Genomic DNA, 25,547 nt, shown 5'->3' on the forward strand with positions numbered 1-25,547 from the left:
CGCAAACCAGAAAATTTGGAGGAAGGGCAATAAAAAACCGCCCTTTGGGCGGCTTATATTTTAGTTGGCGGCAACTGCCGTGGCGGGAGGATATTCTTGTAGAATCTGCGACACAAATTCTTTGATGCGTGCTTCCTTTTTCTCAATATCCTTGGTGTTGTTCAAGGTGCCCACACCGCGACCTTGCCATACCAGTTCCTTTTTGTTGGCGTCAATGACATCAATATAAAGGGAGCCTTCGGTTCGGGTGCTCACATTATTGTTGTTCCAGCCCCAGCCCCAGCCTGGACCCCAGACCCAGGGGTTGTAGAATGCGCCATAACCCCAACCGAAGTTGTTGTTATAGACGTCCACACGTTCCCGTTCCTTGGTGAAAATACTGATCAAAACATCAGGGTTGTCGGATTTTACAAAACCACGGGAACCCAATTCGGCCTCAATGGCCCGTAAAATACGTTTCTTGTCCAAGTCTGAAATCTGAGCCTTGTCAATCCCAGTTTTGTAAAAAGCATAGCTTCTGTACGTATTGAAGTCCGCTTGCTTGTCGTAGTCGGAAACCACCCTAACGGAACTGCAGGAGGCCAACAGAACCACCGAAAGCGCAGTCAAAATGTATAGTTTAAAATTTTTCATAGTACTTTTTTTGAAGTGTTGAGATTATAATAAAAACCACAAAGATTATGCCGAAAACCGGTTTCAGCGCCTTGTGTTCGTTTTCGCACTATAGCCATACGGACAGTGACGGCAGCCACTTTCGCAACAATAGCCCCTTTTTAGGTGGTATTGGGCTGTAAATACCTTATATCCCTCCTCTGAAAAGTAAAAATCACCCTCTTCCAAGGGAATACGCTCTTTCATACACTACGGCACCGATTCGTTACTTAAAAGTAAGGCTTTCATGGCAAAACCACTAGGATTTTAAGATTTCCGAAACAGGTTATTCACCGAAAATGTTAATGGTATTGTCGATAAGGTCCATTTTTCTTCTTCGTAAGCTGTTATATTTGTGAGGAACCCTTGAACGTTTTCAAGTGATATTGATCTTTAAACATTTCTTCTATAAAAACTATGTCGGGCTATCGCTCTGGCCTTTCATCATCCTGAAGGAAGGAGCCCTGCGAACCGATGATGTGCTCATCAACCACGAGCGCATCCATCTCCGACAGCAGCGGGAATTGTTGCTTGTACCTTTTTACTTCCTCTATTTTTCAGAATGGATTTTGCGTACCGTCCTATATTTGGATAGCTACCGCGCTTACCAGAACATCAGTTTTGAGCGTGAGGCCTATGCCAATGAAAGGGATATGGAGTATCTTTCCAAGCGGAAACGGTTTGGTTTTATGCAGTACCTGACGCGATAAGCATTCACTTTGAACATTCCCAATCAGCATATTGATGTGCCCTTGCTTCGAGAAAAGGGCGTGACGCTCCATATCAAAAGGGAAGATACCATCCATCCGCAGATTTCCGGGAACAAATACCGAAAGCTGAAATACAATCTGCTCGAAGCCCAAAAATTGGGAAACGATACCTTGCTCACCTTTGGTGGGGCCTTTTCCAATCATATTGCCGCAGTGGCCTGTGCAGGGCACGAACAGGGATTTAAGACCATTGGCGTGATTCGGGGTGAGGAGTTGCAGGATAAATGGCAGGACAATCCCACTCTGACTTTGGCCCATGACCATGGCATGTGGTTCCATTTTGTATCGCGAAGTGATTATCGACAAAAAAGCGAAGCGGGTTTTCTCCGGGTTATGAAAGAGGAATTTGAAGATTTCTACCTACTGCCCGAAGGCGGGACCAATGCCCTTGCCGTAAAAGGCTGCGAGGAAATTCTAACGGAGGCCGATTCAAACTTCGACTATATCTGCAGTAGTGTGGGAACGGGAGGGACCTTGGCCGGACTCATCAACTCGGCAAAACCCCACCAGACCGTTTTGGGCTTTCCCGCTTTGAAGGGTGATTTTTTGAAACAGGATATTCTTACATTTGTACGGAACGATCGGTGGAAATTGATGACCGATTTTCATTTTGGCGGATATGCCAAAGTGAGTGAAGAATTGATTCATTTCATCAATACCTTTAAAGAAGAAACCGGGGTTCCGTTGGATCCCATCTACACAGGTAAACTCCTTTTTGGTATTTTTGAACTGGCAAAACAGGATTTTTTCCCAAAGGGAACCCGAATTTTGGCCATCCATACGGGTGGTCTGCAAGGGATAGCGGGGATGAACCCTATGCTGAAAAAGAAAGATTTACCCTTATTGGATATATGATCAGGCGAATTGGATATGTACTTGTTGTAGCACTACTGTTGACTTCTTGTGGTGCCAAAAAACGGACCTCGACCCATAAAAAGGGCGCTCCCATTGTCAGGAATACCGAAAACAAGGAAGAAAGGCCTGTCGCTGTGGAAGAAAACGCGGAAGGCTCCGATCTGTATCCCATGCCTGCGGATCCAGGAAAGTTTGAGCACTTTCCCATCACAAATACCGAGGAATATATCAACACCTTTGCCGAAATTGCCCAGTACGAAATGCGTGCCTTTGGCATTCCGGCCAGTATCACCTTGGCCCAAGGTATTTTGGAGAGTGGCTCGGGAAGAGGGGAACTGACCAAAAAGACCAACAACCACTTTGGAATCAAATGCCATACCGGATGGCAGGGGGAATACGATTTTCATGACGATGACGCCAAAGGGGAGTGTTTTAGAAAATACAACCACCCCATGTTTTCGTTCCGGGACCATAGTATTTTCCTTTCGTCCCGTTCCCGATATGCCTTTTTGTTCAATTACCGGAAGGACGACTATAAAAAATGGGCCCACGGGCTTCGTCAGGCAGGCTATGCCACGGACCGTGCGTATCCCCAAAAGCTCATCGCTTTGATTGAGCGATACAATCTGCACCAATATGACGAGGATGTGGTTCGAGGAGGGCTGGAAGTGGTCCGGGAACCCAAAAGCTTTGAAGTACTTACCCATGTGGTGGAAAAAGGGGAAACGCTATATGCCATTTCCAGAAAATATGCCATCTCCGTGGACGAGATAAGAAGGCTCAATAATCTTAATGACAATATCATTTCCATTGGGCAGGTATTGAACATCCGAAAAGAAAAATCAAAATAAAATTTTTCCTTGTTATATCGAGTTGTCATCCCGAGCGCAGTCGAGGGATGCTTATTGATTGTCGTTCTCGACTGCGCTCGAACTGACATTTTCAATTTCCATGAAAGTATGAGGTTACTTACCTTTGCGGGGAGCTGTTCGAATAGCACGTTTCTGTCATCCCGAGCGCAGTCGAGGGGTGCTTATTGATGTTGTTCTCGACTGCGCTCGAACTGACAATTATGGATTAAAAAGGTTCCCGCATTCACGGGAATGACATGGATATTTAAATTTATGATCTACCAACGAAGCAGTGCCTTGTTTGCCGAGGCAAAAAAATATATCCCCGGAGGGGTCAATTCACCCGTACGGGCGTTTAAAGCGGTGGGCGGCGACCCTATTTTTGTAAAGGAAGCCAAAGGCGCCTACCTCTATGATGTGGACGGCAACCAGCTTATCGATTACATTGCCTCTTGGGGCCCGCTGATTTTGGGCCACGCCTTTGAACCCGTGATCAATGCCGTGGTGGAAAAGGCCAAAAAGGGCACTTCCTTTGGGATGCCCACCGAGATTGAGACCGAACTGGCGCAACTGGCCGTTTCCATGGTGCCCAATATTGACAAAATCCGTTTTGTGAACAGTGGCACCGAAGCCTGTATGAGCGCCGTTCGCCTCGCGCGCGGGTACACGGGCAAGGACAAGATCATCAAATTTGCGGGCTGCTACCATGGTCATTCCGATTCGTTTTTGATCCAGGCGGGGAGTGGTGCCGTTACGTTCGGGAGCCCCAACAGTCCCGGGGTCACCCAAGGTACCGCCAAGGACACCCTTTTGGCCACCTATAACGATTTGGCCAGTGTAAAGGCGTTGACGGAGGCCAATAAAGGCGAGATAGCCGCCATTATTTTGGAACCCGTGGCCGGGAACATGGGCTGTATCATCCCCACCGATGATTTTATTCATGGACTCCGAAAACTCTGCACCGAAGAAGGTATTTTATTGCTGTTCGATGAGGTGATGACCGGTTTCCGTTTGGGAAAAGGCGGTGCACAGGAAGCCTTGGGCGTGGATGCCGATATGGTGATGTTCGGAAAGGTGATCGGGGGCGGACTGCCCGTAGGCGCCTTTGCCGCACGTGCCGAGATTATGGCGCATTTAGCCCCCGAAGGGCCGGTATACCAAGCAGGGACCCTCAGTGGGAACCCCTTGGCCATGAGTGCCGGACTGGCCATGCTCACCGAACTCAACAATCGCCCTGAGGTTTTTACCAGCTTGGCGGAAAAAACCGAACACCTGCACAAGGGCATTGCCGAAGTGCTTACCGAAAAAGGGGTGGTGCACCAGATCAACCGCTATGGAAGCATGATCTCCGTACACTTTACGGACCAACCTGTGATGGATTTTGCCTCATCGGCCAAAGGGAACAACGATACCTTTAAGAAATACTTCCACGGCATGTTGGAGAACGGGGTATACTTACCGCCTTCTGCCTTTGAAAGCTACTTTTTGAACGATGCCCTCAGCTACGACGATCTGGACAGGACCATTGAGGCGGTCCGAAAGGTGTTTTAGAGTCATTTCAAAGAAGTGTAGCGACTGAGAAATCTAAAACTAGAAAAACAATGCTCTCACCTTTTTTTGTCTATATCACCACAAATGAGAACAGGACAGTACTCTACATCGGGGTCACCAATACCATTCAAAGAAGACTTTCAGAGCATTATTCCGATAGTATAAACTCCAAACAATCCTTTGCTGGAAAATATAACTGTTGCCATCTAGTGTATTATGAACGGTTCGACTCGATTCAAATGGCCATTGCCCGAGAAAAGGAGCTCAAAAAGTGGCGTAGGGAAAAGAAAGATAGGTTGATTACTTCATTTAACCCTGATTGGAAATTTTTAGACCATGATGTGGTATAGATTTCTCACATTCCCTTCGGTCAGTTCGAAATGACCAAGAAAAGGGTTACGTCATTTCGAAGAAGCGCAGCGACTGAGAAATCCATCGGGAAAACATGTCATTTCGAAATGAGGAACGCAGTGACGATTGAGAAATCTATTGGTTTTTTTGGTTGATAACTGTGAGATTTCTCACGCTCCTTTTAGTCGGTTCGAAATGACGGTAAGAACAGTAAGGTCATTTCGAAGAAGTGTAGCGACTGAGAAATCTTTTGGAAAAACATGTCATTTCGAAATGAGGAACGCAGTGACGATTGAGAAATCTATTGGAGGTTTTTTTTAATAGTATTGAGATTTCTCACATTCCCTTCGGTCAGTTCGAAATGACCAAGAAAAGGGTTACGTCATTTCGAAGAAGCGCAGCGACTGAGAAATCTAAATCCCCTACTCACAAACCGTGTTCAGTTCTTGGTAATCCGATTTTGATACGGTGGGAATCTCCTGCCCGGACCCAATTTTGATGCAGCTCAAGGTCGGATTCCTATCGGCACGCAGATCGATAAGTGCGTGGTTGTCGCTCACATCGAGACTGGTCAGTGTATTGCTCGAAATATAAAGATGTGTCAGGTTGCCGTTGTGCGAAAGGTCAATGGTTTGGATCGCATTGTCCGAAAGTAAAATGGTCTCCACCAAAGTGTTCTGGCTCAGGTCCACCGTGGTGAGTTCATTGCTGATCAAGAAGATGTTCTTGAGGTTCACCGCCCCGCTGATATCGATGGATGTTAACAGGTTCTGGCCCATATGCAACAACTCCAAATTGGGATTGTCCAACTGCAGATCTTCCACGTTGTTAAAGGACAGGTACAACTTTTTCAATTGGGTTGCCTCGGACAGGCCTTCAATGGAAGTCAGTTCGTTGGACTCCGCGTTCACCAACAAGAGGTTGGGGTTGTTGGCCAGATCAATATGGGTAAGGTAATTGGCCTGTAGGTATAGGGTGTCCAATTGGGTGTTGGCGCTTAAATCGATTTCCTCCAATTTTTGCCCGCTGGCGGCCAGGAATTTCAAGTTTACAAAACCTTCAATACCGGTAAGGTCGGCAATATCGCCAAACTGGCCCGAAGGGCTGAGGTCCAAATAGGTTAGCTTTTCCGCATCGGTGCGCAGCATTTGTTGGTCCACGGTGCCGTCCGTATCTATGCCCTGTTCCACCAGAACGGTCTCAAAATGGGGGTCCGGAATGTGGAGGTAGGCGTCTTCGTTGGGATTGGGTTGCTCATCGCTTTTGGAGCATGCGGCAAGGAAAAATAAAGGGAGTGCTACGATAGCGTAGGCTTTTTTCATGTTTAGGTTTTTTGATGATTGCCTACAAGACGGGATTATGCCCCATGCGTTACAGCATAGGCCGGGTTTAGTATTTTATTAACTTTTGTCATTTCGAAGAAGCGTAGCGACTGAGAAATCTATCGGGAAAACATGTCATTTCGAAATGAGGAACACAGTGACGATTGAAAAATCTGTTGGAGGTTTTGGTTTTAATAGTTTTGAGATTTCTCACATTCCCTTCGGTCAGTTCGAAATGACCAATGAAGTGGATTCTGTCATTTCGAAGAAGCGTAGCGACTGAGAAATCTATTTGGAAGTTGTGATCAAAGGGATGTGTCATTTCGAAATGAGGAGCGCAGTGACGATTGAGAAATCTGTTGGAGGTTTTGTTTTTAATAATAGTTTTGAGATTTCTCACATTCCCTTCGGTCAGTTCGAAATGACCAATTAAGTGGATTCTGTCATTTCGAAGAAGCGTAGCGACTGAGAAATCTATTGTTCTTTTTGTTGGTAACTGTGAGATTTCCCACGCTCCTTAGCTCCCTCGCAAGCTCGGGACAGGGGTTCGAAATGACAGGGTTACTCTTTGGAAGGCACCAACAGTTCACATACATCTACGTCTAAAATCTCAGCGATTTTAAATAGGTCTTTCAAATGAGGTTGGGATTTGTTGATACACCAGTTGGAGACGGTGTGCTCATTTTTGTCAAGCTGTAATGCCAAGTCTTTTTGGCTAACACCTTGCCTGACCAAGATTTCTTTGATTCTGTTGAACTTCTCATTCATCCAACCAAATGTACAAAATGCAATTATGCTTTGCACTTATGAAAATCTTCATTTCATAAATGTAATTTAAAATGTAAATATTATTTGCATTAATGTAATTTTGTTTTACATTTAAACATCAAAAAAATGTAATCAATATGTTTGACAAATCCCAAATCATTCGTCTGATCCAACAAGATTTAAAGCACAGTCAACTTACCGAAACCCTCCGCCATATGGGTTTGGACGATGGCGGATTGTATTCTTTAGATTTGATTACCCTAGTAGCCCGACTCATGGAAGTACCACCTCACCAAATGGATGACTTTGCCGAAGTGTACGGCACCTTTTTGGACGAAGCCCCACAGTGCCCCACTACCTATTTAGGGGAAGCCTTGTTGCCCGTGGCAGAGGAATGTTATTTAAAGTTGTTGGGGTGTAAAGACCATTGAAGCGGTGGAGAATATGTTTTTTAACGGTTTGGCTTTGAACGGTAGTGTCCTCTAGAAGTTATTGTTATAGGTGTTTTTATTCGCTTACAACTTCGTCTAGTATATTCATTATTAATATGCAATCATTAAAATAGTTTCTAATATTCTCAAACGAGGAAGAAGGAGAGTCTCCATGCGCAAATGAATTTCTTGCATTATTGAGAGAGTCAATAGAGTCTTTTAGTCTTTCTGAATGTTCATGCTCATTCAAGTTTTGTTTGAACGCTCTATTCCAATCTTCATCAAACCTCCTTAGTGTTCTGCATATATTATCCCTACTTGGATTCATAGAGCTATTTCTAATTGTGTTGTCCACATAATTTTGAACTTGTGGAGAATGGCCTGCATGCAAATCAGAAATTATTGTTTTAAAGCAATATTCAATTGTTCCACATGCTCTAACAATAGAATAGTTAGTTAAAAACGGTACAATGGGTGACATATGTCCAAGTCCTTCAATTAAATGAAATATTCTTTGAAGTTCGGCAATACAAACATCAATACTCTGTTGTGCGTTACTATTATTCATAGCTTATCCCAAATAAGTAATTTAATGCTTTGTCAATTCGACCATGAATGTGTGAGATTTGCATAGTGCCTTCAGAAATGAAAGTTTTATACTCCTCGTCTTTTAAAAGTGCTAATCTTTTGACTTCTAAGTTTTCAGTAGGAATATCTTCTCCGAATTGTCTGTGTGCTATAGCAACCGCGGGACAAATTGAATCGAAGATAGTTGGGTAAAATCTTTTTCTAATTTTATTATCATCTCCGCCTGTAATATTGTAAAAAGCATTTTCACCAATGTTATCAATGATGAATTGCATTACATAATTGAATTTATCTCTTCGCTCCTCAATTATTTCTGGATTTTGCGAATTGCTGTTGCCCATAAACTCATTTAGGTATTTTTTTAATGAAATGCTAGATGATTCATTGGTTTTAACGAAATTAGTATCTAAAGCTAGAAATCTTAGGATGAATTCCATATCTCTCATTCTTGGGTCAACTGCATTTTTACCAAAAAGTATTCTCCAATTAGGGTTTCTATTAAGCTCAAAAAGCAAATCGTTAAAGGTGCCTTGATTCACACAGTTTCTTATTTCTTGAGGCATCAATGCTCTGCCTCCTGTATTAATTCTTTCAAATACCTGATACAAACTAGTGTCATTATCATTAGGAGCTTTTTGCTCGAAAACAATTGCATGTATTGTCGTGCTCCTTATGCGTCTTTGGTCTTGATCGGGTAATTCTGAAAATGCCTTTCCTCTATATCGTTCATTTATTTTATCTGTATTTGATAGTTTGAAAGTTTTGCCATCTTTTCGCCAAATCCCTTTTTTTACATAGTCAAAGACGGTCATAATTCTTTGATAACCGTCGATAATTAATTTTTTGTCATCTATTGTATTTGCTAAAAAAATACTAGGTACTGGAAGTCCTAGAAGAATAGATTCAATAAATCGACTAGCTTCAGGTTTATCCCATACATAATATCGTTGCAGTTCAGGTTTTAAGAGTTCATCTTCATCATACATGGTAATTAATTCTCTAAAGGATAAGTCTGCACCCCAAGAATTTATATTGTATAAATCATCATTTGAGTAGGAATCATTTACCTCATCTTTAATTTCTTCTATATGTTCTTGTTCCATATTTTGTTTCTATGTTTTCTTATTATTCTGAACTTTTTTATTTCAATGCAAATCCACCGCTATAAACCCAAATGGGTAGGTAACCAATCATGGTCAGTCATCTTTATTTTAAATAAAGCATGTTTCGCTAAGATTTGAGGGAGGGGGAGTTTAGGTCATCAAAATACAGTATTTCAGTCAATTACCATTGTACCAAAACCTTAAAAAAACTAGGGTTTTCTTGCAATGCCAAAACAAAAGCCGAGACAGATTACCTGCCCCGGCCTTCACACAAACTAACTCAAAAACTAAACCGTTACATTCGAAAACGATAACAAAAGGGGGCAACGGTCCAGCCCAGAGCATCCAAATAAAAATCGTTCGTCTACAAGAGTTCAAACTCAAAGGCCGGGTAGCCCCGTACGCCGCTTTCGTTGGTCAGCGCCGTGAACCTGATCTTGTACAGATTGCCGTCGGTGTCCTTGAGCACAAAGAACACATCGTTCTTCAAAGAGGGCAAGGTGCCGGGCCCCCCACCGTTTCTCCATTGGCTGCCAATACCGCGTTGGTCGTCCTCAAAAGAAGCTTCGTCCACATCGGCCAAGGCAAAATCGGCATAGGCCATTGTGGCGGTTTCCACTGGGTAGGCCAAGGCGCCGCTTAAGCTATTGGTGGTGATAAAATCGGCATAGCCGTAGGAGCCATAGCCTTCAATCTCGTTGGTGAACACGGTAAAGTTGATGTCCCAACGGTCGGCTTGCGGCTGTACGTCCACCACCTCTTCGGTATCAAAACTAAAGAAGGTAAAGTGGTGTCCCGCAGTTTTTGAAATGGTCACCTCTTCATGGTCCGTGGCGTCCAAATCGGCATATTGCAGTACGTAGTCCTCCCCACTGCGCAGGATGCGTATTTTTTTCCATCCCCTGGCATCGCCTTTGGCGGCTTCGCTACCGACCTCTGGCTCCGTGGTGCCCACGGCAAAGCCGAGGTTTACCAAGTATACGGGGTTATCGGCATCGGTTTCCGAAATGGCGGCAATGGCGGTTCCGTCCAAGCTGCCGGTAACATCATCCACATAGGCGGTGTTGGCGGCATCAAAAGTACCCACGGCCACTTGGGGCTGAAGGGTCTCCACATCGGCTTCGGTAACGGCATCGATATCGGTGCTCTCCAAAGCGGCCACGGCCATAAAAATGGAACCGTTGATGGCTACCCTAAAGTCACTTCCGCTATAAAACCCAAGGTCCCAGCTATCGCGTTTGGCACTGGTCTGGGTCAGGGAGCTCAGGTCCACATACACCTGGTTGTCCTCATTGGGACCGCCCACTTCGGGGGATACACTTCCGGATGGGGCCGCTGTTTCGGTAAAGCTTACGGCCAATTGGGTGTTCCCCTGGATCTTGGCATTGGCCACACTTACGGCGGATATGGTAAAGTTCACGGCCTTGGTGGTGCCTTCAATGGCGTCCTGCAACTTGTTGAAGGTAAATGCGGTCCCTGTGGCGCCGCCCGTGAAATCAACGGTCAGTTGGCCCGAAGCCGCGGCGGGTTCGGTGGTGAAATCGGTATCGTATTCCGCATTCTCGGTGGTGAACGAAACGGTAACGGACCCATCTTCGGGGGCCGTGGTGGAAAATACTAGGTTGATCTGCTTTTCGCTGTCCACCGTGTCAAAGCTCAGGGACGGGTTTTGAAAGGCGACCACAAATTCCGCAGGGGTGGAGTCTCCACCGTCATCGCTGCTACAACTTGCGCCGAAGAGCGTTATGGCCAATGCGGCTACATATAGAAAATGATTTTTCATAAAAATTGGTTTTGGATTAAGATTAAATTTTGAGGTTGTATAAAAGTTTTACAAAATAGGACCGGCCATAGCCCAACAGCAGCCCCGTATTGGCGGTGGCGTGCGTGCCCCTTCCGGACACCGATGAGGTGTTGATGCGGGTAATGTCCAGTAGATTTCGTGCGCCAAGGGTCAGTTGGAGCTTGTCTTCCATAAAGGTTTTTTTGATGGAGGCGTCCATCCACCCATAGCCCTCCCGCTTGGAGCGCATAAAGGTGGGGTCGTCCTGTTCGGGGTCCAATACAAACTGGTACTCGGGCCCGTTGTACTTGAAGAACAGGGAGAAAGTGGTGTTGATCTTTGGGATTTGATAGCCCACATTGGAACTCACTTGCAGGGCGTAGAGGTAATCGTCATTGAAGGAGTCCTCGCTGTTCAATACCTTACTTTCGCCGGAGAGGGACAGGCCCAGGTCAAATTGAAAATCGCCATGGACCAATTTGTTGGTAAAGGAAGTACCCCAGTTGCGGTATTCATCTATATTGTTGTACTGGAAGGCCAGAGGAGTCTCATTGACCACGGTCAGCTCTATACGGTCGTCCACGGTAAGGTACCAGGCCGAGATCTTGGAGCTCAACCGCCATTTTAGGTCTTTTTGAAAAAAATTCTTTTTGAGGTGCAGGAAGGTGGACACCCCACGTTCAGGTTCCAGGTTGCTATTGCCCTGTACATCGTGGTTGACATCCACAAAATAAGTAAAGAGTTCATCAAAATTGGGGTTTCTGGGCGATGTTCCCACTACGGCCCGAAGCTGATACCCGTTGTCAAAAGCATATTTGGCACTCAACGAATGGGCCATTTGGGTCTTGAACTGGGACGAGAACATGGCCCGCGTACCCGGTCGGAACGAAAAGCGCTCCCCCAAGGCAAACTCGGCCGTGGCAAAGGCATCATAGGACTCCAACCTGCGTGCAATGTTGTTGCCACTGAAAGCGATAGCGGCCGAAGAGGAATACCCGTTGATGTTGCTCAGTTCGTACCCCAGTTGAAGGCTTGCTTTCTCGGAAGTGAAGAAATTGCTGAACGTGCCGCGGGAGTAGAATCCTTTTCGGGATTCGTATTCCTGCGACTCCACATCGAACTTTTCACGGCTGTTGATGCGATAGGTAAATTGTTCCACATCCCGTTTTTGCTGTTGGTAGGAGGCGGAGATATCGTAGTTGACTTTTTGGAAGAGCTGCCCGGCAACATTAAGGTGGTTAAAGAACCGTCGGGACGTAAAAATATCGTCCGAAGCCGTGGGGTTGCTCGTTTGGGTAGAGGGGTTGAAGTTCTCCCTTACCACGGAATCGTAACGATCCACCTGTTCGTTGAAGTACTCCATCCGGTAGAAGGAACGGAAATGGTCCCCCGTATAACTTACCAGTCCCTTGCCTGAATATTGGAGCTTGGGGAGCCATTCGTACCCCCTTCGGCCATCATTTAGGGCATGGAACTCTCCCTCGCGATTGTTCTGGTGCCCTGTAAAATCATTGTGGGTCACATTACCGTTCACATACCATTGGTCCGAGAACCGATGCCCCACTTTTAAGGATTGAATGTGCCTGCCCTGATCAAAAAAGCCATATTCATTGCCAATGGTCTCTTCCTGTACGTACGGAGTGATCTCCCATTGGTAATCGGAATCTTTTCGAGTAATGATGTTGATGATGCCCGAAACGGCGTTGGAGCCATATTGGACGCCCATGGACCCTTCCACGATCTCAACCTGTTCTATGTCATCCAGATTGATTTGGGTGAGGTCCGTGTTGTTGCCCAGTCCCTCGTCATTGATCAGCGGGATGTTGTCCACCAAAATTTTAAAATACTGTCCGTCCAACCCAAACAGTTCCACACTGCTCTTGCCAGAGGAGGGGTTGGGCTGGATGCTGATGTTGAGGGATTGGTTGAGTACATCGGCCAAGGTGTTGCCTGCCAAGCGGTCCAAGGTTTCCCGAGGAATCACTTTGACCTCAAAAACAGACTTGTCCACACTTTGTTTGTTGATCTGTCCGGTGACCACGACTTCATTTAGGTTCTGCATGGCCATTGAGTCTTTTTCCACGGAAGCGGGTTCTTGGGCAAGAATCACCGCACTGAAGAAAAATGAAAAATAAATGAATAACTTATTTTTATTTAGACTCATTCTGTTTAGATTTGTGGCAAATATATATTTTATTTTTATTGAATCTAAATAAGTTTAATATTTTTGTTTCACAATCTTTAACCGTCTAACTGAGAACTATTATGAAAAAATCATTGATGCTTTCCATGGCCCTCATGGGTGTTTTTTCCGTTTTGAAAGCCCAAGAGAAGAAAGAATTGGACCGACAGGCCATAATGGATATGTGCGGGTGCTACGAGATCACTTTTAAGTATACCGAGACCTTCGCCCCTGAAATCGATTATGAGAAAAAATTGGATTACACGGCCAAGGCGTTGGAATTGGCCCTTCCCATTATTGATGAGGAGAACAAAATCTCGATCCAGCATTTGTTGGTGATCCATGACACCACCATCATCAAACACTGGAGACAGGATTGGTTGTACGAAAACCAAGAGGTCTTCCACTATGACAAGGACAACAACTGGACTTTTTCAAAATTGCCTGCGGATGCCGTGAAAGGGCAGTGGACGCAGAAAGTGTACCAAGTGGATGACAGCCCACGATATTCCGGTTCGGCCACATGGGTGCATTATGATGGAAAACATTATTGGGAAAACACTTCGGATTCGCCCCTGCCGCGACGGGAATACAGCAAAAGGAGTGATTACAATGTTATGAAGCGTGGTAATCGACAAGAAATCACTTCGTACGGATGGGTACATGAGCAAGATAATGACAAGATCATTCGTAAGGAGGGCGCCGAGGATGTGTTGTTGGCCCAAGAAAAGGGAATGAACATCTACACCAAGATTGCCGATGAAAAATGCAAGATAGCACAAGAATGGTGGGCTAAGCATAAAGACTTTTGGGCCAATGCCAGAGCGTCTTGGGATAAGGTGTACAAGCGGGAAGGAGACCTGACCTTGCTGAAAAGCGTGGATAAAAAACCATTGTTCATGCATTTTTATGAATTGGAAAAGGCCAATGCCAAAAAGAAGGAAATATCCAAGACCATAGAAAAATTCATTACGGAAAAAGCTAGTGTAAATGCTGAGGGTAAGTAAGTTTAAGGTGCTCAGTGGGGCCGCATGTATTGCGGCCCTTTTACTTTTTGGGTTTGGGACCCAACAGATTTCACCAAAGCTCCAAGCTAAGATTGACCAAGCGGTGCAAACGACTTACGAAGTCTCGGATTTTGGTCTGGAGCCTATTTTGGTCAAAAGCGAACTGAATGGACAGACCCCTTCGGAATTGGGTGGAGAAAATCTGTTCAAAATTACTGTGGATGGTTCCATTTTGGGCTATGTATATGTGGGCCAGGCACCCAGTATGAAGAATATTTTTGATTACGTGGTCCTGTTCAATCCCGATAGGAGCATAAAAAAATCCAAGATCCTTATCTATCGCGAAGATTACGGCCGTCAAGTGGGCAGCCAACGATGGTTAAAACAGTTTATTGGTAAAAAGTCTGGAGAAAGTTTGGTATATGGCGAGGACATCGATGCCATTTCCGGAGCCACTATTTCTGCAAAATCCATGACCTTGGCCGTGGGCCAAGTTCTGGAAAGCATGCAGATATTGGATGAGAACCAAGTTTTTTAATTGAAGAAATCACATATCAATCAGTAAGAGGCCACCTTAAGGTGGCTTTTTTGTTGAAGGGAATCTACATTCTGGTTACATTTGAACAAAGGCAGTTGTATGACCAGGGACATTTTGGATATCAACGACTTTACCATCTTAGTGGAAGAGGCTCGGGTGGGTCAAGCCACCAAGGATGTCTGCACCTTTGATGAGCCCGTCATTGCAGTGGCTTTTTATGGTTCCGGTAATGTGGATTTGTCCGTGAAGTATGGGGACAAACAAAAGAATTTTCAGAATACCAAAGGCTTGGCATTGTCCTTCTACGCAGATGAGCATGTGCAATTTGAGCATACCGTCCATGCGGACAAACCGCTGGAGTGTATTGTAATCGCCACGTCGCCCAGAAACCTTGAAAAGCTGCCCAATCAGGAGGGGGAACTGTTCTCAAGTATGTTGAACGAGCTGGTTAACCCCAGGGACCATTATGTGGAGGGCCCCGATTTTTTAATGACCCCAGCCATGCAGTCCATTGTGGATGGGGTGTTTCACAATGCCTATGAAGGAAAGACCAAAATGATGTTCTTTCGAAGCCAGATGACGGCCTTGCTGTCCCACTTTTTTGGACAACTGGCCCAGATGGACCAGCCTTCCATCAAAAAAACCGAACAGGAAAAGCTTTTTCAGGCCAAGGAAATCCTTTCGGCCCAATTGGAGAACCCTCCATCCCTTACCGAACTTTCGCGGGAAATAGGGCTTAACAGCTTTAAGTTGAAGAAAAATTTCAAGGAACTCTTTGGCGTACCCGTGTTCAAATACCTTCAAAACCAACGCATGGAAAAGGCGCATGAACTCCTTCGCAATCAAGAGGCCACGGTACAGGAAGCTGCATGGCAGGTGGGCTATGATAGCCTGAGTTCCTTTTCCAATGCATTTTCAAAAAAATATGGATTTCGACCTAGTGAGATTCGGAAATAACAGACCATATAGCTGAGACACTCCTCTTTTTTATCATAATCCTTTTCAAACAAATCTTACTGCTTTTGGAACAAATGGGCCATAAGGTACTGCTCTAGTTTTGTCCCGTAATCATAAAAAACAGGAAAAATGACAAATAACATTTTAGTTTTAGGAGGAAAAGGAAAAACAGGACGTAAGGTTGTTGAACGGCTTACAAAGCGGCAACAACATGTGAGAGTAGGTTCGCGCAGTGAGGCCATCCCTTTTGATTGGGAGAACAGGGCCACTTGGGCAGATGCACTGGAGGGTATGGACAAGGTGTACATTACTTTTCAGCCCGACCTTGCCGTACCGGGTGCTTTGGAAGCCATTGAGGAATTGGTGAAAGTGGCCCAACAGAAGAATATTAAAAAGTTGGTGCTTTTGTCCGGAAAGGGAGAGCGGGAAGCAGAGCTTTGTGAGCAGGTGGTGGTCCATTCTGGAATAGATTATACCATAGTCCGGGCGAGTTGGTTCAACCAGAATTTTAGCGAGAGTTTCTTTTTGGACCCTATTTTGGCCGGACATGTAGCCTTGCCCATGGCCCAGGCAAAAATACCTTTTGTGGATACGGATGACATTGCCGATGTGGTGGTTGAGGTATTGATGAACGAGGGACATGATGGCAAGATCTATGAATTGACCGGGACCCGTTTCTTGACTTTTGAAGAGGTAGTGAACGATATTGCCACGGCAACCGGAAGAGATATTGCTTTCACCCCGATCTCGCTTCCTGCCTATACCAAGATGATGGAAGAGGTTGGTGTACCTTCAGACTATATCTGGTTGATCAATTATTTGTTCTCAGAAGTATTGGGGAACAAGGAAAATGAGGTAATTGCCCATGACATTGAAAACGTATTGGGAAGAAAGCCCAAGGATTTTTCGGAGTATGTGCAGGAAACCGCTGCTACCGGGGTTTGGACTCCAACTACCTAGGTTTGTGGATGGAAAGATAAAGACAGGCCCAAAGGGCCTGTTTTCTGATCAGAGCAATTCTTTTAAATGACTATAAGCCAATCCAGATAGTATGGCCAACCCAAAACTCAATAGTGTACCAATGAGGACATATTCGGTAAGTTTTCTATTTTTTCCTTTGTTGAGGTCGCCAAACCGGAACACGGACTTGGCCGCAATCAACAGGCCTATGGCGGCCCACTGTTGCAATAGGATGAATCCGAACACAAAAAGGCGCTCCAACATGCCAATGTACTTTCCGGCATTTTTCAGGGAACCTCCTTCTTCCGATTCATCATCCCGTGCAATTTCATCAATGTAGGGCGCCAAGAGCATCCGCATAAGGATACCGCACACAAAAGTGACGAATACCAAGAAGGTGGCGAGTAGGAGATGTTGCTCCGTAATCATGGAGTGGAGATCAACCTCAAAAGGGCTTATCCAATGCGCCACGATTCCAAGAACTACGAGATGTAGAATTTGGTCCGCTGCAAAGAGCCATCGGAAGTTTTTTTCGTTGGTCAAGGCCAATTTTCCCATATCGATGAGGTAATGGGTGACAATGATGATGGCAACGGCTCCCAAATGCTGAAACTGTAGGATAACCAACAAAGTGATCAAATGCACCCCAATATGCCAATAGAGGTATTTGGATTTCCATTTGTGCTGGAGCTTGCCATCCACCCAATGGGCAGGTTGCAGAACAAAATCCCCGATAAAATGGGCGAGTATGAGTTTTAGGGCGAGTATCATAGTTGTGCGAGTTGGGTTCTATAAAAATGGATCATTTTTTGCACTTCGTCAAATCCGGCCTTGTTCAGTTCCTCGCTAATGTTCCCTTGAGACTTGTTCAATATGGAGGCCAGTTCTTTTTGGTTCATTTTGGGATTTTCAATCGCCTTTTGCACTGTTTTGGATATGGCCGGGGTCCAGTTGTCCATGGTCAGAAGGGCCAATTCCAGCAATAGGTTGATGTGGTCATCAAATTGGGCATTCGCTGTTTTGATGGCCAGATTCTGTTTTTTGAGATTTTCAAAACACTTTCCCGAATATACAAAGGCTGGCCCATTGGATTCCGTAATTTTTTGTGCCTCATAGGTTTTTTCACCCAAGCCAATGGCTATCCTTACATCCATATGGCGAATCTGTTTTATGCAGGCCTTGAGGTACACTGCGGCTTCCAAGGCCTGCTCTGGAATGGTCTGTAGTTGAAAACTGTCCCCACGATAGATTTCCCATTGCAAAGGTTCATGGCCATATTGGTCCAAGGCCTGCTTTAAAAGAGGCAACCACTTCGCCGTCTTATGGTCTGTGGAGTTTTTGATATCTCCCGTAAGAATACCTACCATTTTGATCTTTGTTTGTGTAAAAATATCTGTTTATTGGCAGATAAACAAAAATATCTGTAAAATAGCAGATAATTGTAAATATCTGTTTATGGACAGATAACGGGAGATATCTGTACAATGACCCTAATCAAGGATTGGGAACCTTCTCGTTGTAATTGGGGATTAGTTTGCCATCTACCCAACTTAGCTCACGGGTCTCCACGGCAGTCTGTATCCAATTGGAGGAAGCATCCAAGTTTTTCCCTTGCTCTTTCTTATAGAAGATTTTATCTGGGATACCACCGTGATCATCCGGAAAGATGAGATTTTCGGCATAATAGGAACTCCCAGTGTCTGAAACTTGGGAAAGTTGGACCACTTCGGTGAGCATATGGTTGTGGGGAAACAAATAGATACCCCCATTTTCCCTTTCCTCGGTATTGGACAGATAATCAATAAAAAGGATTCCATCCAAATTGGGCACTCCTTTATCGCCCAAGACCGTAATCTTAAAATCGGTATGGACCAAGCGGGTCTTTTTTTCCCAATAGGTACCGTCCTGTACATGCCGGATGTTCAAAAAAATGGAGTTTCCTTGTTTGGAAAACGCAAAATAGTAATGGGTACCCTTCAAGGTTTTCCTTTGGATGGATAGTAGTCCACCAAGGATGTACCCGGTCATTTCATTGTACTTTACTTTGTAAAACGGGGAATCAAAACCGTTGTAGGGCCAAGAATTTGGGGTTATTTCAATGATTTTGACCCATTCCCCGATTTTCAGTTTTTGTAAAACGTCCGAGGAGGTGTCCGGAGCTGTTCTTAGTTGTACCTCATTGCCAAAGACGTAGACCTGTTGTCCGGGTTGAAATTCACCGAAACCGGCATGCTCTGGGCTGGGCTGCGAAAAAATGGAGGAAAATGTAAATACGGAAACGAGTAATGTGATATAAAAACGTGCCTTCATGATTGTAAATTTTAAAGATTAGACTAAGGCAGTTCTTAGGGAGGTCTTTATATATACGGCCAGAAATATGGGAATGGTTTACGGGTCATGCGAAAAGGGCGAACAGATTCATACAAACAGAGAAGCCGCGTCCATGGCAGGCGCGGCTTCTAAAAAATCAACAAAAAACACTATCCTCTTCTTCCTCTCTCCTGCATTTTCTTTTTGCCATGCATGGCTTTATGTTTTCTCATTTTCTTCCAGGTTTGGTATTGTTCATCGTTCAATACCTCTTTCATTTTTTCCTGATGGGCGATTTGACGGTCCAATCGGGCGTTTTCCATTTCAAACCGCTCATCGGAAGTGGGTTTTGTCCTTTCGCCACTTTCTTTTTTGGCTTTCATTTCATCCCACTTGGCTTTTCTGAACTGTGCCTCATCCAGATGTATTTTCATGACCTTTTGTTGTTGCGCATCGGTCAAATCAAGGGCCAATGCCATTTTTTTGGTCTGGAGCGTGGCCATCTGTTCTGGAGTCATGTCCATTTTAGGGCCTTTGTGCATTTTATGACCATCTTGCTTTTGCGCCATGGCACCAAGGCTTACCAATAGTGCCATCAATACTGCGAATCGTTTCATATGTTTAAATTTTAATGATTTGTTCCTTGGACAAAGGTTTTGTTCCATGGTTTAATCACTAAAACAACAATTGTGAAGCTTTTAACAGTAGTGGGTCAAAGGGAAATCACTTTTGATCTTCCTCAAAATCAAGTTGTGGGTTTTCAGGTTCCATTTCATCCTGGAACTCTGCCTCTACGAAGGTTTCGGAATTAATGTGCTCTTGGAACTCGTCTTGTTGCTCAATTTGGTAGTACATCAAGGAGGCAACTACAAAGCACGAAAAATAGATAAGGCTTTTTGTTTTGTAGGTCATGATTTTGAGATTTGGGACTACTAAAGTAGGTAATCCAAATATCAAACTCCACGATATGTTGCGAAACGCCTCGTTTTAGATGTGAACGGGATAAAATGTATGGTATAACCGATAAAATGCACGGTTTACCCTTCAAGAACCCATTTCCAAAGTAAATTCTTACAAAAGGGTTACGACTATTTTGGCTCCAAAATCATATCAATACGCTCCAAGGCATCTTGAAGGTGGTACCGGCTCATCGTATCTGAAATTCTACCCAATCCACCTCGGATATCGCTTTTCAAATTGTTGAGCTCGGCCCTGGCCACAGAACGAATGTCGGACTGACTGGTATTGACCACCGTCGATTTTTGATAACCTCCAAAATCAGGAAGCTTACCCAAATTATCTGCGGTCATCAAGTATTCCAAACGATCTATATGGGCTTTCTGGAGATTTCTTCTATACGTATCAATAGCCTTTCCACTTCGGGTTTCGGACCAGATTCCCCTGCGAAGGTCACGCATCATTTCCAATAACCCATAGGCATTCTTGCCATTGATGGTCTCACTTTCTATGATACGGGCCAATTTGCCCAAATGCAGAACCGTGTTCAAATAGCGTACTTGCATGGCACGGATACGGTCTACCGAGCCCGAATATTGAATTTTGTTGATGATGTTCTGATCCAATAACCATTCAGGGGTTTCAAAGAGCTGCTCTTGTAGAAAGTCCATGCAATTTTTTTGGTGTTCTCGGTCTACATGGGTATATACGGCGCCTTCTTGATCGGCAGTTTTGTGGTATTCGTATACTCCCCCGATATTATTGGACACATGCCCCATATATCTTTGGAACTGCGCAATGATCTGCCCGTACATGGTTTCTAGGTCTTCGTAATCCTTGCCATCCTCTGTGGTCCATGCCATAAGATTGGGCACAATGCGCTTAAGATTGGCAATACCATATAAACTGGCTTTTACCGCATCATCACCTAAATCTTCCGTTTGTGAGCTCGGGTCATGGATATCCCCAATTTGTTGATGTCCAAATCGGTACATAGGGTCGTTCTCATGTGCCCTGATCCAACTGTTCAGGATGGGTTTTTCTTCTTCGGCCGATTTGTCCAAAATAGGCTTGTATCCCCATTGAATGGCATATTTGTCGTATATGCCAATATTGGGCATAAGGGCCACGCCTTCATCACCCGGCTGGGCCACGTAGTTGAATCGGGCATAGTCCATGATGGCGGGTGCCGTACCGTATTTTTTGGTAAAGCTTGCGGAACGGAGTGAATCCACAGGATAAGCCACACTACTTCCCATGTTGTGGGGAAGTCCAAGGGTGTGTCCCACCTCATGGGCAGAAACGAAGCGTATCAGTCTACCCATAATATCTTCTTTGAACTGTACGCTACGAGCATTGGGATTGATAGCTGCCGTTTGGACAAAAAACCAATTACGCAATAAACTCATGACGTTGTGGTACCAGTTGATGTCGGATTCCAAAATCTCCCCGCTCCTAGGATCGCTTACGTGCGGACCATTGGCGTTGGGGATAGGGGAGGCCAAATACCGGACCACCGAATAACGTACATCCTCTGGAGACCATTCTGGGTCTTCCTCCTTGGTGGGAGGGTCTTTGGCAATGATGGCATTTTTAAAACCTGCTTCCTCAAAAGCTACTTGCCAGTCCTCTATACCCTGTTTAATGTATGGGACCCACTCTTTTGGAGTAGCGCGGTCCACATAATACACGATAGGTTTTATGGGCTCCACCAATTCACCGGCTTTGTATTTTTCAATATCCTCATCTTTCACTTCCAAGCGCCAACGATCCAAATAGCGAACCGTCTTGCTTTCTTGGGCATCCAAACCATAATCCACTTGGCCTCTGGCAAACCAACCTACGCGTTCATCAAAATACCTACGTTTCATGGGTTCCTTGGGCAACAAGATCATGGAATTGTTGATCTCTACAGAAATGGAACCTGTGCTTTGATTGCTGGGTGGTTCTCCCGCCATGTAGGTTTTTACGTGGCGTGCCTCTATGTTCAATGGGTAGCTTTTAATGGATTCGATGAAGCTACGATCACCATCCATTCTACTTATCTTATACTGCTTGCGATACCCATCGGGCATGCCAAGAGCATTTACATCTTTACTGAAAAGTGGATCAACCTCAATTACCGTTGCTGGGTTCAAGGAATCTTTCTTGTTGAATGCCTTTATATCGAAGGCAAAAAGTACGGGTTCAAAATTAGAGTTGACCACCGCTTCGTGTACAGGTAATGAGTCCGCAGCAACATTTCCGTAGGAAATTACCCGGAGCAATACCTTTTTGGATTTCTTTTCCCAACGTAAGACTTGTGTGTTGATCTTGCCTCCACCAAAACCTATTCCGGTGGCGGTCTTGGAAATACGACTCACCATGAGCATTTCCCTGCTAAAAAGCGAATCTGGAATTTCGTAGTAATATTTATCCTCTACTTCATGAACGCTAAAAAGACCTTCGTCGGTTTTGGCCTCTTTGGTGATCACTTTGTCATAAGGTTGAATATCCCCCGGTTTTGGTTTGTCTTCTTTTTTTTGTTCGGTGTCCTTTTTTTTCTTTTTGAAAAGTTGCGCTTCTGCAGATTGAAAAGCACCCAATAAAACAAATAAAACGATTAGCTGAGGAAGTAGTTTTTTGATCATTTTCACATTGGTTTGTATATAGCCGTAAAGCCAAAGAACTAAAAAATGAATAAAAAGGACTGTTAAATAAATATTAATGCTCACTTTTTTTGTGAAATGACTCAATCTTTCGGAGTCCTGCGTTTTACTGATGCTTCCCGTTGAAACCCCAACTATAGCTGGGCTGAAAGGGGGTCCCAATTTGCTAAAAAAATCTAAACGACTGTAACAATTTGAAATTTGGGCCGTCTTATAAGCATATCATCAATCAAAAAATTCAATCAAAAATGAACAAGTTATTATTAATTTATGGATGTGTACTTTTAAGTAGTACGGCCATAGCAGCAGACCAGCAACCCAATGTGGTCCAACAATCAGAATCGGAGACCACAAGCACCTTTGAAAACAGCTTTACAGCATTGAACCTAAATGCTGATTGGAATGAAACCTCCTTTGATTTCTCTGAAGGAACAAATGAAGGATTTTATGAACTGAATTTGGACGAAATTGAATTCGTGGAGGATGAAATGGACATAGACCTAGGGTTTAATACTTCAGAGTATCTCCCCAGGGGCTTTAATCCCTACGAAACCTATTTTGATTTGAATTCCATTATATACCTTGAAAGCGAAGTTGAATTGGATTTGGGGTTCAATACCCACAATTATTTGCCAGAAGGCTTTAATCCTTATACCGAGGTAGTGGATGTTCATAGCATTAATTTTATGGAGGAAGAAGAATTGGAACTTGGGTTCAATACTTGGGATTATCTCCCTGAAGGGTTCTCTCCTTATCAAGTTTATGTGGATTTGAACGCCATAGCCTATATGGAGGATGAGGTAGAATTGGAACTTGGATTGGATGTAGAGTATATGCTTCCTGAAGGTTTTGATCCTTATACCAATGTTATTGAAATTGCATCTGTCAACTATGTTGAAGATGAGGAAATAGACTTGGGTTTTGATACTTCAAAGTACTTGCCCCAAAACTTCGATCCTTACGCAGGTCAGGCGAAGTAAAATGAGTTGGTTTTCATTTTACAATTTTTTTGAATTGGAAAAGGCTCTCTTTTGGAGGGCCTTTTAAATTCAAGAAAAGTATCGTAATAGATTGATTAACAAAAATATAACATAAGTATTTTTAATATAAAAAAGACAATGAAAATGCGTTCATTCCAACGAATCCATAAAATTTGATGGACACAGGCAATGGTTTCATAAAAAATGGAGAGACCGGTTGAAAAAATGATTTAAGCACCAATTTTCCTACAGCGTTAACAAAAATCTAATTATAATAATCTTCACTATTTGGGGTTATATCTTTGTAGTGTAATTGAAAATAGGCGTCATCAAGCATACGACGTCGCTTTTAAATTTTTCCACAGTAGAACGGATAATGAAAAATGACAAGGGGTACTGAAGGAGTTTTTAAAAGTATAGCATAGAAGAGAGTTGAGTTAGTTTCTTACTATTTTTTTGAGTTAGTTAGTTTGTCGATGCCCTTCCAACCGGAGGGGCATTGTTTTTTTAGAACAATATTGGAATCACAAACTTGAATACCAAAACTAAAAGCAATACAGCAATCAGGTTCAGTATAATGCCTACTCGGGCCATTTGGGCAATCTTTACGTGACCACTGGCAAAGACAATGGCGTTGGGCGGTGTGGCCATAGGTAGCATAAAGGCGCAACTACTGGCTATGGTAACAGGTATCAAAAGGTAGAGAATTGGAATGTCAAGACCAATGGCAATACCAGCAACTACTGGAGCTAAAACAGCTACAAGGGCCACATTGCTCATCAGTTCCGTCATGAACAACATCAAAAAGATCAGCAAGGAAGCGGTCAAAAGAATGCTTATCTCGCTTTTCGCAATGGCATTCGCCACCATATCCACAATACCACTGCTAGACATGCCTTGGGCCAGTGCCAGCCCACCTCCAAACAGGATCAATATCCCCCAAGCCAATTTGCTGGTATCTTTCCATTCAATGATAAAATCTCCCTTTTTGAGGTTATAAGGGATGGAAAACAACGCAATGGCAGCAAAAATACTGATCATGGTATCGGTAAGGCCAAGGTTGGGAAAAATACTGTTGATAAGAGTCCTGAAAATCCAAAGAAAAACAGTGACGGCAAAAATGACAAGTACCAATTTTTCTTTTCCCGAAGTGGGTCCCAATTTCTCCAATTCTGAATGTATTACTTCTTTGGAGGCATTGAACTTTAAATCCCTGTTGGGAAACATCCATTTCACCAAAACCAAGTAGCAAATGCCAATCATTACAATGGAAAATGGCAGGCCAATGGTCATCCATTTAAGAAAAGAGATTTCAGTATTGTATTCGTTCTCCAGGAGTCCAATCAGGACTGAATTGGGTGGCGTGCCGATTACGGTGGCAATTCCACCAGCATTGGCCGAAAAAGCTATACCCAGCATAACGCTCAAGGCAAAATTTTGATCGTTCTTGGTAAACCCATCCTCGTCATTGATCAATAAATTGATAACAGACAAAGCAATGGGCAACATTACCACTGTACTGGCCGTATTACTGATCCACATACTCAACGAGCCTGTCGCGATCATAAAACCCAAAATCACCTTATTGGGTGTGGTTCCGGTCAGTTTAATGATGTTCAGGGCAATACGCCTGTGCAGGTTTACCTTTTCCAAAGCAAGGGCCATCACAAATCCGCCAAAAAAGAGAAAAACAATGGGGCTCCCGTAATTGGCGCCCACCTCTGCAATGGGCAGTATTTTTAAAATGGGCAATAAAAGCAATGGGAGAAGTGCTGTCACGGAGATGGAAACCGCTTCGGTAATCCACCAAATGAGCATCCATACCGCAACGGAAATAACCGCATCCCCTTTTTCGGAGATGAGCACTACAGGTAGATAGTTTAAGATAAAAAAAGCGACGGGCCCCAAAATAAGCCCCAATCTTTTGCTTAGTTCCATTAAGGTCCTAAGCTATGCTTTTTTGTGAAAATTTAAAAATCAGTTT

At 44.1% G+C, this 25,547-nt stretch carries 27 protein-coding genes; 12 read left to right on the top strand and 15 right to left on the bottom strand.

From position 1 onward, the window contains the following. Positions 1-60: 60 nt before the first annotated feature. Both ACP14V_RS02975 and ACP14V_RS02980 read right to left on the bottom strand, forming a co-directional pair. Positions 61-633, bottom strand: coding sequence for a DUF4136 domain-containing protein (locus ACP14V_RS02975; RefSeq protein WP_272610701.1), 573 nt, complete (start codon positions 631-633; stop codon positions 61-63). 63 nt (positions 634-696) lie between these two features. Next, positions 697-858 (bottom strand): DUF5522 domain-containing protein, encoded by a 162-nt coding sequence (locus ACP14V_RS02980; protein ID WP_272610700.1) that lies wholly within the window; start codon positions 856-858, stop codon positions 697-699. 173 nt (positions 859-1,031) lie between these two features. Here ACP14V_RS02980 and ACP14V_RS02985 point away from each other — a divergent pair, with 173 nt between their 5' ends. The 5 genes from ACP14V_RS02985 to ACP14V_RS03005 all read left to right on the top strand — a co-directional run bounded on the left by ACP14V_RS02985 (position 1,032) and on the right by ACP14V_RS03005 (position 5,028). Next, positions 1,032-1,361, top strand: coding sequence for a hypothetical protein (locus ACP14V_RS02985; protein WP_116216163.1), 330 nt, complete (start codon positions 1,032-1,034; stop codon positions 1,359-1,361). A gap of 9 nt (positions 1,362-1,370) precedes the next feature. After that, positions 1,371-2,276: a 1-aminocyclopropane-1-carboxylate deaminase/D-cysteine desulfhydrase gene (locus ACP14V_RS02990; protein ID WP_272610699.1), complete on the top strand. Its 906-nt coding sequence runs from the start codon at positions 1,371-1,373 to the stop codon at positions 2,274-2,276. Continuing rightward, positions 2,273-3,127 carry a glucosaminidase domain-containing protein gene (locus ACP14V_RS02995; protein ID WP_272610698.1) on the top strand — a complete coding sequence of 285 codons (855 nt, stop codon included), beginning with the start codon at positions 2,273-2,275 and terminating at the stop codon, positions 3,125-3,127. Before ACP14V_RS02990 ends, ACP14V_RS02995 begins: the two co-directional genes overlap by 4 nt. 273 nt (positions 3,128-3,400) lie before the next feature. Continuing rightward, a complete protein-coding gene (gene hemL, locus ACP14V_RS03000) occupies positions 3,401-4,678 on the top strand; it encodes a glutamate-1-semialdehyde 2,1-aminomutase (RefSeq protein ID WP_272610697.1) in 1,278 nt (425 codons plus the stop codon). A 50-nt stretch (positions 4,679-4,728) separates the two neighbouring features. Continuing rightward, positions 4,729-5,028, top strand: a complete 300-nt coding sequence (locus ACP14V_RS03005; RefSeq protein WP_272610696.1) for a GIY-YIG nuclease family protein — start codon at positions 4,729-4,731, stop codon at positions 5,026-5,028. 423 nt (positions 5,029-5,451) lie between these two features. On the opposite strand, the gene ACP14V_RS03010 is transcribed toward ACP14V_RS03005, so the two are convergent. Then, positions 5,452-6,351 carry a leucine-rich repeat domain-containing protein gene (locus ACP14V_RS03010; RefSeq protein ID WP_272610695.1) on the bottom strand — a complete coding sequence of 300 codons (900 nt, stop codon included), beginning with the start codon at positions 6,349-6,351 and terminating at the stop codon, positions 5,452-5,454. Positions 6,352-6,496: 145 nt separating this feature from the next. Between ACP14V_RS03010 and ACP14V_RS03015 the strand changes: the two genes are divergently transcribed. Further along, positions 6,497-6,634 (top strand): hypothetical protein, encoded by a 138-nt coding sequence (locus ACP14V_RS03015; RefSeq protein ID WP_272610694.1) that lies wholly within the window; start codon positions 6,497-6,499, stop codon positions 6,632-6,634. Positions 6,635-6,912: 278 nt separating this feature from the next. Here ACP14V_RS03015 and ACP14V_RS03020 read toward each other — a convergent pair whose 3' ends face one another. Then, positions 6,913-7,119 (bottom strand): helix-turn-helix transcriptional regulator, encoded by a 207-nt coding sequence (locus ACP14V_RS03020; protein ID WP_152132853.1) that lies wholly within the window; start codon positions 7,117-7,119, stop codon positions 6,913-6,915. 137 nt (positions 7,120-7,256) lie between these two features. Here ACP14V_RS03020 and ACP14V_RS03025 point away from each other — a divergent pair, with 137 nt between their 5' ends. Next, a complete protein-coding gene (locus tag ACP14V_RS03025) occupies positions 7,257-7,550 on the top strand; it encodes a hypothetical protein (RefSeq protein WP_272610693.1) in 294 nt (97 codons plus the stop codon). 76 nt (positions 7,551-7,626) lie between these two features. Here the strand turns inward: ACP14V_RS03025 and ACP14V_RS03030 are convergent, their stop codons facing one another. From ACP14V_RS03030 to ACP14V_RS03045, 4 genes are all read right to left on the bottom strand, one after another. Continuing rightward, a complete protein-coding gene (locus ACP14V_RS03030; RefSeq protein WP_272610692.1) occupies positions 7,627-8,118 on the bottom strand; it encodes a HEPN domain-containing protein in 492 nt (163 codons plus the stop codon). Continuing rightward, the gene (locus tag ACP14V_RS03035) at positions 8,111-9,241 is read right to left on the bottom strand and encodes a DUF262 domain-containing protein (protein ID WP_272610691.1); all 1,131 of its coding nucleotides are present in this window, start codon (positions 9,239-9,241) and stop codon (positions 8,111-8,113) included. The genes ACP14V_RS03030 and ACP14V_RS03035 overlap by 8 nt, the downstream gene beginning before the upstream one ends. A gap of 364 nt (positions 9,242-9,605) precedes the next feature. Beyond that, on the bottom strand, positions 9,606-11,024 hold the full coding sequence (locus ACP14V_RS03040) for an HmuY family protein (protein ID WP_272610690.1): 1,419 nt from the start codon (positions 11,022-11,024) through the stop codon (positions 9,606-9,608). A gap of 22 nt (positions 11,025-11,046) precedes the next feature. Next, entirely contained in the window at positions 11,047-13,188 is a 2,142-nt protein-coding gene (locus tag ACP14V_RS03045) for a TonB-dependent receptor plug domain-containing protein (protein WP_272610689.1), read from the bottom strand. Positions 13,189-13,289: 101 nt separating this feature from the next. On the opposite strand from ACP14V_RS03045, the gene ACP14V_RS03050 reads away from it, so the two are divergent. From ACP14V_RS03050 to ACP14V_RS03065, 4 genes are all read left to right on the top strand, one after another. Then, positions 13,290-14,213 (top strand): DUF6607 family protein, encoded by a 924-nt coding sequence (locus ACP14V_RS03050; protein ID WP_272610688.1) that lies wholly within the window; start codon positions 13,290-13,292, stop codon positions 14,211-14,213. After that, positions 14,197-14,751 (top strand): FMN-binding protein, encoded by a 555-nt coding sequence (locus ACP14V_RS03055; protein WP_272610687.1) that lies wholly within the window; start codon positions 14,197-14,199, stop codon positions 14,749-14,751. Before ACP14V_RS03050 ends, ACP14V_RS03055 begins: the two co-directional genes overlap by 17 nt. 99 nt (positions 14,752-14,850) lie before the next feature. Beyond that, positions 14,851-15,708 carry a helix-turn-helix domain-containing protein gene (locus tag ACP14V_RS03060; RefSeq protein WP_272610686.1) on the top strand — a complete coding sequence of 286 codons (858 nt, stop codon included), beginning with the start codon at positions 14,851-14,853 and terminating at the stop codon, positions 15,706-15,708. Between the two features lie 129 nt (positions 15,709-15,837). After that, a complete protein-coding gene (locus tag ACP14V_RS03065; RefSeq protein WP_272610685.1) occupies positions 15,838-16,668 on the top strand; it encodes an NAD(P)H-binding protein in 831 nt (276 codons plus the stop codon). 48 nt (positions 16,669-16,716) lie between these two features. Here the strand turns inward: ACP14V_RS03065 and ACP14V_RS03070 are convergent, their stop codons facing one another. The 6 genes from ACP14V_RS03070 to ACP14V_RS03095 all read right to left on the bottom strand — a co-directional run bounded on the left by ACP14V_RS03070 (position 16,717) and on the right by ACP14V_RS03095 (position 22,565). Next, entirely contained in the window at positions 16,717-17,439 is a 723-nt protein-coding gene (locus tag ACP14V_RS03070; protein ID WP_272610684.1) for a DUF3307 domain-containing protein, read from the bottom strand. Then, complete coding sequence (locus tag ACP14V_RS03075; RefSeq protein ID WP_129653388.1) at positions 17,436-18,035, bottom strand: transcriptional regulator; 600 nt, start codon at positions 18,033-18,035, stop codon at positions 17,436-17,438. Before ACP14V_RS03075 ends, ACP14V_RS03070 begins: the two co-directional genes overlap by 4 nt. A gap of 127 nt (positions 18,036-18,162) precedes the next feature. Then, positions 18,163-18,978 (bottom strand): SH3 domain-containing protein, encoded by an 816-nt coding sequence (locus ACP14V_RS03080; RefSeq protein ID WP_272610683.1) that lies wholly within the window; start codon positions 18,976-18,978, stop codon positions 18,163-18,165. A 170-nt stretch (positions 18,979-19,148) separates the two neighbouring features. Next, a complete protein-coding gene (locus ACP14V_RS03085; RefSeq protein WP_272610682.1) occupies positions 19,149-19,595 on the bottom strand; it encodes a hypothetical protein in 447 nt (148 codons plus the stop codon). 106 nt (positions 19,596-19,701) lie between these two features. Next, positions 19,702-19,890 carry a hypothetical protein gene (locus ACP14V_RS03090; RefSeq protein WP_136567378.1) on the bottom strand — a complete coding sequence of 63 codons (189 nt, stop codon included), beginning with the start codon at positions 19,888-19,890 and terminating at the stop codon, positions 19,702-19,704. Between the two features lie 176 nt (positions 19,891-20,066). Continuing rightward, positions 20,067-22,565 carry a zinc-dependent metalloprotease gene (locus tag ACP14V_RS03095; protein WP_272610681.1) on the bottom strand — a complete coding sequence of 833 codons (2,499 nt, stop codon included), beginning with the start codon at positions 22,563-22,565 and terminating at the stop codon, positions 20,067-20,069. A 266-nt stretch (positions 22,566-22,831) separates the two neighbouring features. Between ACP14V_RS03095 and ACP14V_RS03100 the strand changes: the two genes are divergently transcribed. After that, positions 22,832-23,563 carry a hypothetical protein gene (locus ACP14V_RS03100; protein WP_272610680.1) on the top strand — a complete coding sequence of 244 codons (732 nt, stop codon included), beginning with the start codon at positions 22,832-22,834 and terminating at the stop codon, positions 23,561-23,563. A gap of 507 nt (positions 23,564-24,070) precedes the next feature. Here the strand turns inward: ACP14V_RS03100 and ACP14V_RS03105 are convergent. Further along, complete coding sequence (locus ACP14V_RS03105) at positions 24,071-25,501, bottom strand: SLC13 family permease (protein ID WP_272610679.1); 1,431 nt, start codon at positions 25,499-25,501, stop codon at positions 24,071-24,073. Positions 25,502-25,547 lie beyond the last annotated feature (46 nt).

This window comes from Flagellimonas alvinocaridis, assembly GCF_965248585.1.
Taxonomy (GTDB): Bacteria; Bacteroidota; Bacteroidia; order Flavobacteriales; family Flavobacteriaceae; genus Flagellimonas; species Flagellimonas alvinocaridis.